General features: G+C 64.1%; 18 protein-coding genes. 9 read left to right on the top strand and 9 right to left on the bottom strand.

All coding sequences use genetic code 11. The features are described from left to right. Positions 1-36 precede the first annotated feature (36 nt). Genes phnF through phnN form a run of 3 tightly spaced genes read left to right on the top strand, consistent with a single transcriptional unit; the run spans position 37 to position 2140 of the window. Entirely contained in the window at positions 37-804 is a 768-nt protein-coding gene (gene phnF, locus AAG793_RS10510; RefSeq protein ID WP_341907858.1) for a phosphonate metabolism transcriptional regulator PhnF, read from the top strand. Then, entirely contained in the window at positions 801-1505 is a 705-nt protein-coding gene (locus AAG793_RS10505) for a DUF1045 domain-containing protein (protein WP_341907855.1), read from the top strand. The genes phnF and AAG793_RS10505 overlap by 4 nt, the downstream gene beginning before the upstream one ends. Further along, the gene (gene phnN, locus AAG793_RS10500; protein WP_341907853.1) at positions 1502-2140 is read left to right on the top strand and encodes a phosphonate metabolism protein/1,5-bisphosphokinase (PRPP-forming) PhnN; all 639 of its coding nucleotides are present in this window, start codon (positions 1502-1504) and stop codon (positions 2138-2140) included. Before AAG793_RS10505 ends, phnN begins: the two co-directional genes overlap by 4 nt. Here the strand turns inward: phnN and AAG793_RS10495 are convergent. The 4 genes from AAG793_RS10495 to phnC form a co-directional block, all read right to left on the bottom strand. Then, positions 2047-2664, bottom strand: a complete 618-nt coding sequence (locus tag AAG793_RS10495; protein ID WP_341907851.1) for a phosphonate degradation HD-domain oxygenase — start codon at positions 2662-2664, stop codon at positions 2047-2049. The genes phnN and AAG793_RS10495 overlap by 94 nt on opposite strands. A gap of 16 nt (positions 2665-2680) precedes the next feature. Then, positions 2681-3412, bottom strand: a complete 732-nt coding sequence (phnE, locus tag AAG793_RS10490; protein ID WP_341908415.1) for a phosphonate ABC transporter, permease protein PhnE — start codon at positions 3410-3412, stop codon at positions 2681-2683. An 85-nt stretch (positions 3413-3497) separates the two neighbouring features. Next, positions 3498-4463, bottom strand: coding sequence for a phosphonate ABC transporter substrate-binding protein (gene phnD / locus AAG793_RS10485; protein WP_341907849.1), 966 nt, complete (start codon positions 4461-4463; stop codon positions 3498-3500). Between the two features lie 73 nt (positions 4464-4536). Next, positions 4537-5421 carry a phosphonate ABC transporter ATP-binding protein gene (phnC, locus tag AAG793_RS10480; protein ID WP_341907844.1) on the bottom strand — a complete coding sequence of 295 codons (885 nt, stop codon included), beginning with the start codon at positions 5419-5421 and terminating at the stop codon, positions 4537-4539. A 185-nt stretch (positions 5422-5606) separates the two neighbouring features. Between phnC and AAG793_RS10475 the strand changes: the two genes are divergently transcribed. After that, complete coding sequence (locus AAG793_RS10475) at positions 5607-7106, top strand: AMP nucleosidase (RefSeq protein ID WP_341907842.1); 1500 nt, start codon at positions 5607-5609, stop codon at positions 7104-7106. Positions 7107-7125: 19 nt separating this feature from the next. Beyond that, positions 7126-7701: a D-alanyl-D-alanine dipeptidase gene (gene ddpX / locus AAG793_RS10470; protein WP_341907840.1), complete on the top strand. Its 576-nt coding sequence runs from the start codon at positions 7126-7128 to the stop codon at positions 7699-7701. Between the two features lie 14 nt (positions 7702-7715). Here the strand turns inward: ddpX and purT are convergent, their stop codons facing one another. From purT to AAG793_RS10455, 3 genes are all read right to left on the bottom strand, one after another. Next, complete coding sequence (purT, locus tag AAG793_RS10465) at positions 7716-8924, bottom strand: formate-dependent phosphoribosylglycinamide formyltransferase (protein WP_341907837.1); 1209 nt, start codon at positions 8922-8924, stop codon at positions 7716-7718. A 165-nt stretch (positions 8925-9089) separates the two neighbouring features. Then, on the bottom strand, positions 9090-9383 hold the full coding sequence (locus AAG793_RS10460) for a DUF1330 domain-containing protein (RefSeq protein WP_341907834.1): 294 nt from the start codon (positions 9381-9383) through the stop codon (positions 9090-9092). A gap of 61 nt (positions 9384-9444) precedes the next feature. Further along, positions 9445-9819 carry a VOC family protein gene (locus AAG793_RS10455; protein WP_341907831.1) on the bottom strand — a complete coding sequence of 125 codons (375 nt, stop codon included), beginning with the start codon at positions 9817-9819 and terminating at the stop codon, positions 9445-9447. 106 nt (positions 9820-9925) lie between these two features. Between AAG793_RS10455 and AAG793_RS10450 the strand changes: the two genes are divergently transcribed. The 4 genes from AAG793_RS10450 to AAG793_RS10435 all read left to right on the top strand — a co-directional run bounded on the left by AAG793_RS10450 (position 9926) and on the right by AAG793_RS10435 (position 13694). Continuing rightward, the gene (locus AAG793_RS10450; RefSeq protein ID WP_341907829.1) at positions 9926-10891 is read left to right on the top strand and encodes an ATP-binding cassette domain-containing protein; all 966 of its coding nucleotides are present in this window, start codon (positions 9926-9928) and stop codon (positions 10889-10891) included. Next, positions 10891-11703 carry an ABC transporter permease gene (locus AAG793_RS10445; RefSeq protein WP_341907826.1) on the top strand — a complete coding sequence of 271 codons (813 nt, stop codon included), beginning with the start codon at positions 10891-10893 and terminating at the stop codon, positions 11701-11703. The genes AAG793_RS10450 and AAG793_RS10445 overlap by 1 nt, the downstream gene beginning before the upstream one ends. A 114-nt stretch (positions 11704-11817) precedes the next feature. Then, entirely contained in the window at positions 11818-12324 is a 507-nt protein-coding gene (locus AAG793_RS10440) for a pyridoxamine 5'-phosphate oxidase family protein (protein ID WP_341907823.1), read from the top strand. Continuing rightward, complete coding sequence (locus AAG793_RS10435) at positions 12321-13694, top strand: GAF domain-containing protein (protein ID WP_341907818.1); 1374 nt, start codon at positions 12321-12323, stop codon at positions 13692-13694. The genes AAG793_RS10440 and AAG793_RS10435 overlap by 4 nt, the downstream gene beginning before the upstream one ends. Positions 13695-13710: 16 nt before the next feature. Here the strand turns inward: AAG793_RS10435 and AAG793_RS10430 are convergent, their stop codons facing one another. Then, positions 13711-14463, bottom strand: coding sequence for a hemerythrin domain-containing protein (locus tag AAG793_RS10430; RefSeq protein WP_341907815.1), 753 nt, complete (start codon positions 14461-14463; stop codon positions 13711-13713). Positions 14464-14680: 217 nt separating this feature from the next. After that, positions 14681-15280 (bottom strand): protocatechuate 3,4-dioxygenase subunit alpha, encoded by a 600-nt coding sequence (gene pcaG / locus AAG793_RS10425; RefSeq protein ID WP_341907812.1) that lies wholly within the window; start codon positions 15278-15280, stop codon positions 14681-14683. Positions 15281-15302: the final 22 nt, after the last annotated feature.

Here is a 15302-nt window from a genome sequence, read left to right as displayed (position 1 = left end):
TTGGAACATAGTTCAACCGGACAACATGTCGAAATCATGACAAGCGAACGAACAATTCACAGCACACCCGGGCGGCGCAGCGGTGTCTCGGTGTGGAAGCAGATCGCCGACACGCTGGGCAACGAGATCCGCAACCGCGCCTTCAATGCCACCGGCCGCCTGCCCAGCGAGAGCGAGCTGTCTGCCCGCTTTGGCGTGAACCGGCACACGCTGCGTCAAGCCGTGGCTGCGCTGCAGGTTGACGGCCTGGTGCGCATCGAGCCGGGCCGCGGCACCTTTGTGCAGCACGAACTGCTCGACTACGTACTCTCACGCCGGACCCGCTTCAGCGAGAACCTGCAGCGACAGGGCTTGCTGCCCAGCAAGCAGTTACTCACGGCGCGCGAGGTGCCGGCCTCAGAGCGTGTCGCGCACGAGCTTCAGATCGACCGCTCAGCCAACGTGCTGATGGTGGAGCTGCTTGACGAAGCCAACCAGCAGCCGATTGCGCTAGCCACCGCCTACTACCCGGCCGCACGCTTCTCGGGTCTGCTCGACATGCTGGGCAACCTCGGCAATGGCACTGGAACCACCGATATCCTCAGGCACTTCGGTATCGAGGACTATGTGCGCGCCGAGAACCGCATCACCACACAAATGCCGTCCGAAGAAACCGCCCGATTGCTCAAGCAGCCCACCACCCGCCCGGTGCTGTGCGTCGAGTCGCTGGACGTGGACATGACAGGCCGCCCCATCAAATACGGTGAAACCGTTTTCTGTGGTGACCGCGTACAACTGGTCGTGAACCCTGGAGTCCCCGCATGAGCACACGCTACGCCATCTACTTCGCCCCCGACAAGCCCTCGCCCTGGTGGCGACTGGGCGCACACTGGCTGGGCCGCGACGAGCACGACAACGCACCGCTGCCGCAGCCCGGTATTCCAGATATGCCTGGGATCCCCGCACCCTCGCTGGCCAGCATCACCACCCACCCGCGCCGCTACGGCTTTCACGCCACACTGAAGGCGCCCTTCCGTCTGTCTGCAGGCCACCAAGAGCAGGACCTGATGGCGCGACTGGGTCAGCTCGCACGCACCCTTGCGCCTTCACCGCTGGGCCCGATGCAGGTCACGCGGCTGGACAGCTTTGTGGCGCTGGCACCCGTAGCGCAAACCAGTGCTGTGAACGCCATCGAAGCCGCCTGTGTGACGCAGCTTGACGACCTGCGCGCACCGCTCACGCCTGCCGAACTGGCTCGCCGCAACCCCGACCAGCTCGACGCCCATGAAGCCGAACTGCTGGCACGCTACGGCTATCCGCATGTGCTGGACCGCTTCCGCCTGCACATGACACTGACCGACCCGGTGGATGCGGATACCGCCAATGCCGTCATTGCCGCACTGGCGCCCGAGGTGAACCGGCTGAACCAGACCGACCCGCTGGTACTCGACAGGCTGTGCCTGTTTGTCGAGCGTGAGCCGGGTGCCAACTTCCAGCGCCTGCTGGATGTGAGGCTGCCGTCATGACCTGCACAACCACCGATCACCCAACAGCCGGCGCCTGGGTCTTTGTCTGCGGCCCCTCCGGCTCTGGAAAGGACAGCGTGATCCGCTGGGCGCAGCAAGCCTTGCAGGATCGCGCCGACATCGTGTTTGCCCGCCGCTACATCACCCGCCCGGTGCATACCGGCTCAGACCACGACCCGGTCACCGGGCCCGACTTTGAGGCGATGGTGCAGTCCGGTGCGTTGCGGTGGCACTGGACGGCGCATGGCTTTGGCTACGGCATCCCGCAACACTATGAACGCGACATCGCCGCTGGCAAACGCGTGGTGGTGAATGGCTCGCGCGAACACGTGCTGGCGCTGGCGGGTGCACCTGGCCTGCAGGTGGTGCAGATCACCGCCGACAGCACCGCGCTGGCCCAGCGGCTGCGGGCGCGCGGGCGAGACAGCGCAGAGGCCGTGGCAAATCGGCTGCAGCGCAATGCCGACTTTCAAGGCATGGCCTGTGACCTGTTGATCACCAACGACACCGGCCTGGCACACGCCGGCCGGCAGCTGGCTGATTACCTCATCAGCGCAGCAGACTCCGAAGCGGAAGTGAAAACGGGCGTGGCCCCGGTGACAGCAAAACGTACTTTTTCGAGCAGCGATTCATAGTGGGCCCAGTCGGGCGTCACGGCGCTCGGGTCCTTGGCGCTGTCGTCCCAGCGGCGCAGCGCCACGGCATCAGCGGCAAAAGGCTGCGTGATGAACGCTTTCGCCTGCTGTGCATCGAAGGGGCCACCCTGCAGCGCCAGGCTGCGTTGCGATGCCGGCGACAACGTGGCCCAGTAGCCCTCATCGATCTGGCACAGATAACGCTTGGCATCCACATGCAGGCGAATCGGCTCCAGCACGGCGGGTGAAAACAAGGGCTTCAGCAGCGGCAGGGCCAGGTACTCATGGCGCCGGTCCTGGGTGGCAGGGCCTGCGTCCTCCCGCACCGCCATTCCGTTGGTGGCCACCAGATGCCCCAGGTCATGCAGCAGCGCAGCAGCCACCAGCGCCGGCCGGGCACCTGCGCGCTCCGCGAGGTGCGCGCACTGCAGAGCGTGCTGACACTGGTTCACGGCCTCCATGCCGTATTGCACCGCGCCGCGGGTCGCGTAGAGCGACGAAATGGCATCAATCGACAAACTCATGGTCAAAACCCCATCCTCAGACCAGTGCCTTGCGGATGCGGGCAGAGATCAGGTCGATCACGCTCACCGTGACCACAATGATGATCATCACCGCGCAGGTCTCGGCGTACTGGAAGCCGCGGATGATCTCCCACAGCACCACGCCAATGCCACCCGCGCCCACCATGCCGACCACCGAGGCAGAACGCACGTTGGATTCAAAACGGTACAGCGTGTACGAAATCCACAGCGGCAGCACCTGCGGAATCACACCGTAGAGAATTTCTTCCAGCACGTTGGCACCGGTGGCGCGAATGCCTTCCACCGGTTGCGGATCAATCGACTCCACCGCCTCGGAAAACAGCTTGGCCAGAATGCCGGTGGTGTGAATGAACAGCGCCAGCACACCAGCGAATGGCCCCAGACCCACCGCCACGATGAACAGCATGGCAAACACCATTTCATTGATGGCGCGTGCGGCGTCCATCAGCCGGCGCACCGGCTGCCGCACCCATACCGGGGCGATATTCGCTGAAGACAGCAGCCCCAGCGGCACCGCGCACACCACCGCCAACACCGTGCCCCACAGCGCAATCTGCACCGTGATGATCATTTCGTTGACGTAGGTCGGCCACTGGCTGAAGTTGGGCGGGAAAAAACTCGCCGCGTACTCGGTCATGTTGCTGGAGTCGCGCACCAGATCGAGCGGGCGAATGTCTGCGCCCTTCCATGACATCGCCAGCAAAGCGATCAGCACACCCCAGGCCATCAGGCCGAGCAGGCTGGCCTTGGGCGGCTGCGGCAGGCTGCCCGGCAGCTGGACGGAAAGCGGAACAGGGGTACTCACAGCCGACTCAGTTCTTCACCAACTCACTGAGCTTGCGGTCGATTTCAGCCACTTTGGCCTGCTTTTCGGCGGGCGGCAAGGCGGCGTCCGCTTCGAACTTGTTGCGCTCGCGGAACAGCTCCAGCTGACGGATGGGGACCAGCTGGGCATTGGTCGAGGGCTTGAAGCCAGAGAGCTTGGACAGCTTCATCAGGTTGTCTTTTTCGTTCTGGCCACCGTTGCCATAGGCGTAAAAGAAGTCCTTCAGCTTCTGCTTGGTCACTGCAGGCAGGTCCTTGTGCATGACCAGCGGGTCCAGCGGAATCAACGGGGATGTCCAGACGATGCGCAGGTCCTTGAACTTCTCCGGCATGCGCTCCTTGATCTTGTCCATGGTTTCGCTGTTGGTGACCGCCACATCCACCTGCTTGTTGGCCGCGGCCAGGGCATTGGTTTCATGGTTGGCGCTGCGCGAGACCTTGAAGGCGGTCTTGGGATCGATCTTGTTCTGTGCAAACACGTAGTAGCCGGGCACCAGAAAACCGGATGTGGAGTTGGGATCTCCGTTGCCAAACGACAGGGTTTTGGCGCTCTTCAGCACATCGTCCAGGGTTTTGAGCGGGCTGTCCTTGTGCACGACAAAGTGCGAGTAATAGCCTTGGGTGCCATCAGCGTTGACCATCTGCGCGAAGACTTCACCGTTGGCGCGGTCCACCGCCTCCATGGCCGACTTGTTGCCGTACCAGGCCAGTTGCACCTTGTTGAAGCGCATGCCTTCGATGATGCCGGCATAGTCGGGCGCAAAAAAGGCATTGACCTTGTAGCCGGTCTTTTTGGCCATGTCGTCCAGCAGGGGCTGCCAGCTTGACTTGAGGTTCTGCGTGGATTCAGTGGAAATGATGCCGAAGGTGATTTCCTTCAGGTCCTGCGCCTGGGCAGGTGTGAGGGCGACCAGCGCGGTGGTGGCAAGGCCAACCAGCAGTTTCTTGATCATGGGGAGTTCCTTGGGGTTGATGCGAACAATGGGTATGAGATGAAAGGCTCGGACGACGTATGACGGAAAGCAATCAGGCAGCCTGCGCCAGCGGCGTGGGCCAGGCCAGATGAGGAACTTGGGGCGCTGGCCGCACCTTGTCTTCCAGACTGGAGATGTGGTCGCCCAGAGAGAGGATGTCGTCGGCCTCGGCGCCATACAGGTCGCGCAGCACGGCAGGTGTGAGGCCCACCGACGGGCCGTCGTACACCACCTTGCCCTGGTGCAGCGCGACGGTGCGGGCGCAGTACTTGATGGCCACATTCACCTGGTGCAGCGACACCACCACGGTGCAGCCATCTTCGCGGTTGAGCTTGGCCAGGATGTCCATGACCTTGCGCGAGGACTCCGGGTCCAGCGAGGCAATCGGCTCATCAGCGAGAACCACCTTGGCGCCCTGCACCATCGCTCGGGCAATGGCGGCGCGCTGCTGCTGGCCGCCCGACAGCGTGGAGGCCCGCTGCGCATAGCACTCGGCAATGCCCACGCGCCGCAGCGCCTCGATGCCGCGGGCTTTTTCCTCCGGCGTGAACCAGCGCAGCAGGCTGCGCCACATCGGCACCTGATGCAGCGTACCCACCAGCACATTCACCAGCACCGGCAAGCGCCCGACCAGATTGAACTGCTGGAACACAAAGCCGATGCCCGAACGCACCGAGCGGATGTTGGAGGCGATCTTCCCGCCGCTCTGCACCGTGCGGCCGTGGATCACGATGGAACCCTGACCCGATGCGTCGCCGGCCATCAAACCGGCCATGTGGCGCAGCAGCGTCGATTTGCCGGAGCCAGAGGCGCCGATCAGCGCCACCATTTCGCCGGGGGCAATGGTCAGGTCTATCTGTTGCAGCGCGCGACGGCCGTTGCCAAAGGTCTTGTCGAGTCGGCTGATTTCGATGGCTGCGTTCGATGCGTGGGTCATGGTCTCTCCGGTGGGAAGGGTTGCCGAGAATCTAGGTTCGCAATGTGTCGATTTCATGTCAGGCCCCAAACGCCTGGCCAAGCCTGCAGCACCGCCACTTTTCGGTGCATTTCCACTGGATTCCAGCCAGCTCCAACCCGTTTCATCGGGTTTCCGCCGGTGGCAGCTCCGTGCACAATGGCCCAATGCCTTATTTGCCGCCCTTCATTGCCCCTACCCGCTACCGCGACCCGGCTGCCGCACTGGCGCAGGTGCGCACCATTTACGACCAGCAGATCGCCCACCTGCGCGACGCGATGCAGCGCTATGTGGCGGGCGAAACCCTGCCCGGCCATGTGCGGGCCTGCTACCCCTTTGTTCGCATTCACACCGACACCGTCGCCCGTGCGATTCTGGAAACGCCTGACATTGACCAGCTCAGCTACGGCTTTGTGGCCGGGCCCGGCCGCTTCGAGACCACGCTGACGCGGCCCGACCTGTACGGCAACTACTACCTGGAGCAGTTCCGGCTGCTGATGAAGAACCACGATGTGGAGCTGGAGATCGGCACCAGCACGCAGCCGATCCCGATCCATTTCTCGTTTGCCGAGAACGACCATATTGAAGGCAGCATGACCCCCGAGCGCCGCACGCTGATGCGCGACGTGTTCGACCTGCCCGATCTGGCAGCGATGGACGACGGCATCGCCAACGGCACCTACGAGCCGCGTGCGGGCGAGCCCCAGCCGCTGTCGCTCTTCACGGCGGCGCGGGTGGACTACTCGCTGCAGCGGCTGCGCCACTACACCGGCACCTCGCCGCACTGGTTCCAGAACTTTGTGCTGTTCACCAACTACCAGTTCTATATCGACGAGTTCGTACGCTTGGGCCACGAGGCCATGGCCGACCCGAACAGCGACTACATCGCCTTCATCGAGCCTGGCAATGTGGTGACGCGACGCACCGGCCTGCCCGCAGAGGCGGGCGACGACCTGGGCGTGCTGCCACCGCGCCTGCCACAAATGCCGGCCTACCACCTGCTGCGCGCGGACCGCACCGGCATCACCATGGTCAACATCGGCGTGGGGCCGGCGAACGCCAAGAACATCACCGATCACATCGCCGTGCTGCGCCCGCATGCATGGATCATGCTGGGCCACTGCGCGGGCCTGCGCAACAGCCAGCAGCTGGGCGACTACGTGCTGGCCCACGGCTATGTGCGCGAAGACCATGTGCTGGATGAAGAGCTGCCGCTGTGGGTGCCGATTCCGGCACTGGCCGAAATCCAGAAGGCGCTGGAGCAGGCGGTTCAGGACGTCACCGAAGCCACCGGAACCGATCTGAAGCGCATCATGCGCACCGGTACTGTGGCCTCAACCGACAACCGCAACTGGGAGCTGCTGCCCAACAACACGCCGCAGCGCCGCTTCAGCCAGAGCCGTGCGGTGGCGCTCGACATGGAAAGCGCGACGATTGCCGCCAACGGCTTTCGCTTTCGTGTGCCCTACGGCACCCTGCTGTGCGTGAGCGACAAGCCCCTGCACGGCGAGATCAAGTTGCCCGGCATGGCCAACCACTTCTACCGCGAGCGGGTCGACCAGCACCTGCGCATCGGCATCCGCGCCATTGAGCTGCTGCGCGCAGAGGGCCTGAGCCAGTTGCACAGCCGCAAGCTGCGCAGCTTTTCCGAAGTCGCCTTCCAGTAGATTTTTGCGCAGTGAGCCCATGCCCTCCACACTGATCCAGATCACGCCCGAAACCCACGGCGTCGAGATCGACCTGATTTACGCCAGCCCGAACAACTTCACTGGCCAGGTGATTTACGACCACGCGCTGTGCTACCTGCACCGCGAAGCCGAGGCGTGTTTGCGCAAAGCGATTGCGGCAGCGCGCCAGCTCGGCTACAGCATACGGGTGCTGGATGCCTTCCGGCCGCAAGAGGCGCAAGAAGCCCTCTGGGCGGTGGCGCCCAACCCCGACTACATTGCCGATCCGGCCAAGGGCTCCAACCACACGCGCGGTGTGGCGGTGGATTTGACGCTGATCGACCCCGACGGGCAGGCGCTGGACATGGGTACCCCAGTGGACACCATGCACCCCGCTTCACACCACTTTCATCGGGACCACCCGGCTCAGGTGCAGGTCAACCGCATGCTGCTGCTCACGGTGATGCTGGAGGCCGGCTTTGTGCACCACCCCAAGGAGTGGTGGCATTACCAGTTGCCCGATGCGCAGCGCTTTCCGCTGATTGACAGCCAGAGCGCCGAGGCGCGGGCGCTGCATGTTTCACCGCACGGATAGGCTTCTTCCAGCGATCAGGTTCCAGCCACACGCGGCTTCACGCGCGAAGCCGCCAGCTTGGCGTTGGTGCGCGCCACTTCCACATCGGCGTCAAAGGCCAGCGCCACGCCCATGCGGCGTTTGACAAAGCTCTCGGGCTTGCCGAACAGGCGAATGTCAGAGTTGGGCACGCGCAGCGCGTCAGCCACGCCGTCAAACACGATGCCCTGCGCATCGACACCACCGTAAATCACGGCACTGGCGCCGGGGCTTTTGAGTGCGGTGTTGACCGGCAGGCCGAGAATGGCGCGGGCATGCAGTTCAAATTCGTTCTGCCACTGGGTGCACATCGTCACCATGCCGGTGTCGTGCGGGCGCGGGCTGACTTCGCTGAACCAGACATCGTCACCCTTCACAAACAACTCCACGCCAAACAAGCCCTGACCACCAAGGTTGTCGGTCACCGCCTTGGCGATGTCGCGGCTCTTTTGCAGGGCAGCGGCGCGCATCGGGTGCGGTTGCCAGCTTTCCACATAGTCGCCACTCACCTGGATGTGACCGATCGGGTCGCAGAAGTGCGTCTCCACCTGGCCACCTTCGCCCAGCGCACGCACGGTGAGCTGGGTGATCTCGTAATCAAAATCAATGAAGCCCTCGACGATGATGCGGCCGTGGCTCACGCGGCCACCGGCCATGGCGTAGTCCCAAGCTTTCTTCACGTCGTCCGGCCCGGCGATCTTGCTCTGGCCCTTGCCGGAGGAGCTCATCACCGGTTTGACGATGCAGGGGTAGCCGATCTTGCTGTCAATCGCCGCCTGCAACTCGGCCAGCGAGTCGCAGAACACATAGGGGCTGGTCGGCAGGCCCAGTGTTTCGGCAGCGAGGCGGCGAATGCCTTCGCGGTCCATCGTCAGGCGCGCAGCGCGGGCCGTCGGGATCACCCGCACCACACCGGCGGCTTCCAGCTCTTCCAGCATGGGGGTGGCAATCGCCTCAATCTCGGGCACCACCAGATGCGGGCGCTCCTTTTCAATCAGGGCTTTCAGCTGCGCCGGATCGCTCATCGTGATGGTCCGCGCATGGTGCGCCACCTGCTGGCCGGGCGCGTTCTCGTAACGGTCGGTGGCGATGGTTTCCACGCCCAGCCGCTGCAAGGCAATCAACACCTCCTTGCCCAGCTCGCCGGAGCCGAGCAGCATGACTTTGGTGGCGTGGGGAGAAAGGGGGGTGCCGAGTGTGGTCATGGGGATTGGGTGGGTAAATGGGGGAGGAAACAAGAACTCAATTATCGCTGGGCGTCCGTTGCGACGGGGCAAGGCTGCCGCCCCACAAATAAGGCCTGCAAGAGTAACCCTGCAGGCCCTTGCGCGTGACGCTACCGGTCACATCCGATCAACTTAAGCGCCAGATCAACCCACCGCCTCAATGATGCGAATGTCGCGCTTGGCGCCATTGCCCAGCGCCCGCAGCGCCTCCTGATAGCCCGGGCTGTCGTGCGCGGCGGTGGCCTGTTCGACGCTGTCGAACTCGATCAATACCGCACGCTCCTTCACACCGGCTTCATACACCACCGACGGCATGCCGCGCGCCAGAAAGCGGCCGCCTGCTGCCATCAGCGACGGGCCGGCGAGCTTGGCGTATTCGGCCATGGCGGCTTGGTCGTGAATGGCGTGGTAGGTGGAAATCCAATAGGCTTTAGGCATGAGTTGTCTCTTTTCAGAATGGAAATGATGGGGTCGTGGCAATCACGACCAGCTTGTTGATTTACTTCGTGGGGCGGTACAGGGCGCAGAGCTTGTTGCCGTCCGGATCGCGCAGGTAGGCGAGGTACAGCTTGCTGTCTTCGCGCAGACCGGGCGGGTCTTCGCAGGTGGTACCGCCGTGGCTGATGCCCGTGGCGTGAAATGCGTCGACCTGCTCTTGCGACTTCGCCACAAACCCGACGGTGGTGCCGTTGCCTGCGCTGGCAGGCTCGCCATTGATGGGGGTGGTGATCGCGAACGACCCGGTGGGGCTGCGGTAGAAGTAGCGGTTTTTGTTGGCAGCACCGGGGGCGGTTCCCAGCGTGCCGAGCAGGGCGTCGTAAAACTTGCGTGACACTTCCAGATCTTTCACGCCCAACATCACATGACTGAACATTTTTGTCTCCTGAGATGCCCGGCACAACAGGCGCCAGGCCGTTGGTGATGTTACTGGAAGGCTTGGCAGCGCGTCGGCACACACCACGATGGTTGACAATCCTTTCATGAGTCCTGCGACCGCTTCCAATGCCTCCCCTATCTTCTCTGTAGAGGGCCTCAGCAAGCGCTATGGCGACGCCACTGTCGTCAACGACCTGTCGTTTCACATCGCCCCGGGTGAATGCCTGGGCGTGATCGGCCCCAACGGTGCCGGCAAGACCACCACCATCCGCATGTGCCTGGGCCTCACGGTGCCTGATGCGGGGCGTATTGCCTTTCACCCGCCCGAGGGGCAGCCCCCTGCCCTGCACATGCCGCAGGACGCGCTGGCCATCAAGGAGCGGCTGGGCATTGTGAGCCAGTTCGACAGCCTGGACCCGGACTTCAGCTGCGCTGAAAACCTGTTGGTGTTTGGCCGCTACTTTGGCCTGAAGGACGCGGTGATCCGCGAACGCATTCCGAAGCTGCTCGAATTCGCTGCGCTGACCCACAAGGCCGACGCCAAGCTGAGTGAACTTTCGGGCGGCATGAAGCGGCGCCTGAGCCTGGCCCGCGCGCTGGTGAACGACCCGCAATTGCTGCTGCTCGACGAGCCCACCACCGGCCTCGACCCGCAGGCCCGCCATCTGATGTGGGAGCGGCTGCAGCGGCTGGTGCAGCAGGGCAAGTCCATCCTGCTGACCACGCACTTCATGGACGAAGCCGAGCGCCTGTGCAACCGCCTGCTGGTGCTGGACCACGGCAAGAAGATGACCGAAGGCACGCCGCGCGACCTGATCGCGCAGAACCTGGAGCCAGACGTGGTGGAGGTGTACGGTGCAGGCGCACTGGCGCTGATGGATTCACCACTGAAGGCACTGGCCGCGCGCACCGAAGTGAGCGGCGAGACGGTGTTTTTCTACACGCAGGATTCAAAACGCCTGCTGGCCGCACTGGCCGACCACCCGCAGCTACGCACGCTGCACCGGCCCGCCAATCTGGAAGACCTGTTCCTGAAGATGACTGGCCGCCAGATCCGGGAGGACGCATGATGTCCAACACTCACAACCGGCAACGCCTGTTCGCACCGCCGCGCATCAGCCTGCGCTGGTGGCCGGTGTTCCGCCGCAACTTTCTGGTGTGGCAAAAGCTGGCCATTCCCAGCCTGGTCGGCAACATTGCCGAGCCACTGATCACGCTGGTGGCGTTTGGTTACGGCCTGGGTGCGCTGGTCGGGCAGGTGCAGCTCAATGGCACGGCGGTGCCCTACATTCTGTTTCTGGCCAGTGGTTCGATCTGCATGAGCGCGATGCAGGCCGCGTCGTTCGAGGCGCTCTACTCGGCGTTCTCGCGCATGCACGTGCAGCGCACCTGGGACGGCATCATGAACGCACCAGTGCGGCTGGACGACGTGGTGTTTGCTGAAATGCTGTGGGCCGCCTTCAAGTCGCTTTTCACCACGTTGGTGATCCTGTTGGTGATGCTGGCGCTGGGCATCAGCCACAGCCCGCTGCTGCTGGTGGCGCTGCCGCTGCTCGGGCTGGTGGGCATCACCTTTGCCAGCATCGCGCTGATCTTCAACGCGCTGGCCAAAGGCTATGACTTTTTTACCTACTACTTCACGCTGTTCCTCACGCCCACCATGTTCCTGAGCGGTGTGTTCTTCCCGCGCGACCAGTTGCCGGGCGTGATGCGCACGGTGTCCGACTGGCTGCCACTGACGGCAGCGGTGGAACTGATCCGCCCACTCTTCATGGGGCAATGGCCAACAAACTGGCTGCCGCATGCAGCGCTGCTGGTGTTTTATGCGGTGGCAGGCTTCTGGCTCGCACTGGCGCTCACGCGCAAGCGGTTCCGGAGCTAGTTTTAGGACCATCCCTTGCCCACAGGGATGGAGTGGGACGGGGTCAGGCTGGGGCCCCAGTCGCGTGGCAAAGTCGACCCACAGCCCGGGCAACACTTTTACAATTCGCGCGATATGACCGCCGCTGCCGTCACCCTGCCCGCCGACTTTCTGGCCATGATGGACCGGGGGGTGTCGGTGATTGTGAGCAGCGCGGGACTGGACCTGCGGCCCAGCGTGATGCGGGCAGTGGGCAGCCGCATCGAGGCGGGTGGCGGGCAGATCACCGTGTATGTCTCGCGCCAGCAGTCGGGGCAACTGCTGCAGGACATTGCCAGCACCGGCCGCATAGCCGTCGTGTTCTGCGAACCCAGCACCCACCGCACCGTGCAGGTCAAGGCGCGCCAGGCGCAGATTCGCTGCGCGGAGCCGTCTGATGAACCAGCGCTGGCACGCTACTTGGAGTCGATGATCCACGAGATCAGCCTGGTCGGGCACTCCAGCCGCTTCACTCGCGCCATGCTGAACCAGCAACTCGATGACGTGGTGGCCATCAGCTTTGTGCCTGCCGACGCCTTTGACCAGACCCCGGGCCCGCAGGCCGGTGCGCGCTTGCACCACAGCGCTGGAGCCAACCCATGAGCGCGCTGCTGGGCACCCCCTCCCCCCGGCTGGCCGACATTCGCCCCTGCCTCGAAGGCGCGGTTCCGGCCGTGATGGCGACCTGCGCCCCTGACGGCACGCCCAACGTGGCCTACATCTCGCAGGTGTTTTATGTCGACGAGCGGCATGTGGCGCTGTCGTTCCAGTTCTTCAACAAGACACGGCAAAACATCCTGGCCAACCCGGTGGCCAACGTGCTGGTGATGCACCCGCTGACGGCAGCGTTTTTCAGGCTGCACATCCGCTACCTGCGCACCGAGACCGAGGGCCCGGTGTTCGAGGCGATGAAGGCGCAGCTGGCCGGCATTGCCTCGCACAGCGGCATGGCTGCGGTGTTCAGACTGCTGGGCTCCGACATTTACGAGGTGCGGTCTATTGAATGCGTGGCCGGCGAGGCCCTGCCCGCGCCGCCGGCACGGGCCAGCCGCGTCACCCGGCTGCGCCGCGCCAGTGAGCAGATTGCACGCTGCACCGCGCTCGACGAGTTGCTCAACACCACCCTGAGCGCCATGACCGCGCTGCTGGAAACCCGCCATGCGATGGTGCTACTGCTCGATGCGGCGGCGCGGCGGCTCTACACCGTGGCCAGCACCGGTTATTCCGCGTCGGGTGTGGGCTCCGAAATCGCCATGGGCGACGGCGTGATCGGCATGGCCGCGCGCGAGCGGGTGCCGGTACGCATCATGCACATGACCAACGCCTACAGCTACCACCAGGCCATCCGCCACAGGCTGCAAGGCGACGGTCACGCGGAATGCGTGGCGATGGAAACCGACATTCCCTACCCCGGTCTGCAGACGCCGCACAGCCAGTTGGCAGTGCCCATGGTGTCGGCCGGGCAACTGATGGGTGTGCTGTTTGCCGAGAGCACGGAAGACCTGCACTTCGACTTTGAAGCCGAAGACCTGATGGTGGCGCTGGCCCACCATGTGGCCGCGGCGGTGGACAGCCTGCAGTCAGGCAGCGACCCGGCTGACACGACTGAGCCGGCGCCGGGCCGCAAGGACAGCGCCGCCAGTAAGGGCACGGCCCTGCAAGTGCGTTACTTCGCGGCCAGCAGCAGTGTGTTTATTGGCGACACCTACCTGATCAAGGGCGTGGCCGGCGCGATTTTCTGGAAGCTGGTCACCGACTGCCAGCAGCACGGACGCACCGAGTTCTCCAACCGCGAGCTGCGGCTGGACGCGGCCATCAGGCTGCCGGATGTGACCGACAACCTGGAGGCCCGCCTGTTGCTGCTGCAGCGGCGGCTGGCCGAGCACGGACCGGATGTGCGCATCGAGAAAACCGGGCGCGGACGCTTCAGGCTGGCGCTGACGCGCCCGCTGGTGCTGCAGGCGCTGGCCTGAGCACCGCAGACGCCTTTCAGGCCTGCACCAACCCCGGCACGGCGGGCAAGCCGAGCCCGCGGGTCAGTTTGGCCCATTCCACATCGCTCAGGTGCGGGCGCACCACATCGAGCGCTGCAGCAAAAGCCGGTGCTGGCGCATGGGCCTGCATGCCAGCCATCGTGGCCAGGCGCTCGGCGGGGTTCATGAAGGGCACCATCCAGCGCACGATGCCCATCATCTTTTCAGGCGGGATGGAGGCTACCAGTGCATCGTGAATGGCCAGCAGCTCGGCGTCGCTGTAGGCAGCCCAGAGTGCGGCGTTGTGGGTGGATTCCTCGTACAGCATGTGCTCGAAGTTCTCGGCCATGAACTGCGAGAGTGCACGGTACAGCGCCAGCGTGGCCGATGCACGCGCAGCCACGGGGGCCTTGAGCACCGCGGTTGTCTGGGCGCGCAGCTGGTCGAGGTGGCGGATGTGCTCCTCGTGTTCGCTGGCGATCTGGCTGCTGGCGCCGCGGCGGCCCATTTCGATGGCGGGGTGAACGAAATCGTTCTCGTGCTGCAGATGCGAGGCGCAGAAGTCCAGCAACTCCATCACGCGCTGGCAGGTTTGTGCGAGCTCCAGTGCGTCGTCGGTGTCAGCCCGGCCCACAGCGAGCAGGGTGTCGGCCATCAGAGCACGCAGCGCCTTGTGGATGGTGGCGTACATGTCAAAGCGCGGAGCGGCGCAGCCCTCTCCGGCGGCGACCTGGGTCACCTGGGTCATTTCCTGGGAATCGATGTTCATGGTTCTCTTCTTTCTTTGGCGGTAACCGCTGTTGGATGCTCAGCGGGGAGGGGCCCAGCCCCCTCTGCAACGGGTGAAGAGAGGTGATGTGGAACCCGACCAGAAGTCTAGAAAGAAGAGCCACCAGGGCTTGCTAAAAATTGCTTAATGCAACCCTAAAGAAACCTTAATCACGGCAGAACGGCCAGTGAATATTGCCAGGATCACCCGCAGGCGCTCACAAGTCAAAGAACACCGTCTCCGGGCCTGCAGCGCTGTCCTGCATGCGGATGTCGAAACGGTACACCGGGCCGGCACCCGTCATGGTGCGCTGGGCCACCAGCGTGGCGCGGCGCTCTGCCGGCACGCTGCCGAGCACCGGGTCGGCGCTGTTGGCGGCGGCTTCGTCGCTGAAATAGATGCGGGTGAAGGTGTGCACCAGCAGGCCGCGCATGGTGATGCAGACCTGCACATAAGGTGCCTGCCCGGGCGCGGCGGCGCCGGGCTTGACGGTTTCAAACAGGTAGTGGTTGTCGGGCAGCGTGCCGGTGCCGCAGCGGCCGAAACCGGTTAAGCCTTTGGCCTTGGCGTCAGCCACCGAATTCACCGGGTGGCCATGGGCATCAACTTGGCTGATTTCGACAATCGCATCGAGCACGGGCTTGCCCGCGCCGTCAAGCACCTGGCCGGTGATGCGGACGTGCTCGCCGTCGGCATGCGGCTCGGCCAGCACCGGGGTGAACAGGCTTTTGAGGTCGTAGCCGTACTGGGTGGGCGTGAGACCGTAGGCGAAGAAGGGGCCGACGGTCTGCGAGGGGGTTTGTTTGAGTGGGCTCATGGGGTGCTCCTGACTGTTCGCC

It is taken from the genome of Polaromonas sp. YR568, from assembly GCF_943372955.1.
Taxonomy (GTDB): domain Bacteria; phylum Pseudomonadota; class Gammaproteobacteria; order Burkholderiales; family Burkholderiaceae_C; genus Polaromonas.
The sequence above is the reverse complement of the archived record's forward strand: the minus strand, read 5'-3'. Positions and strand labels throughout refer to the sequence as shown.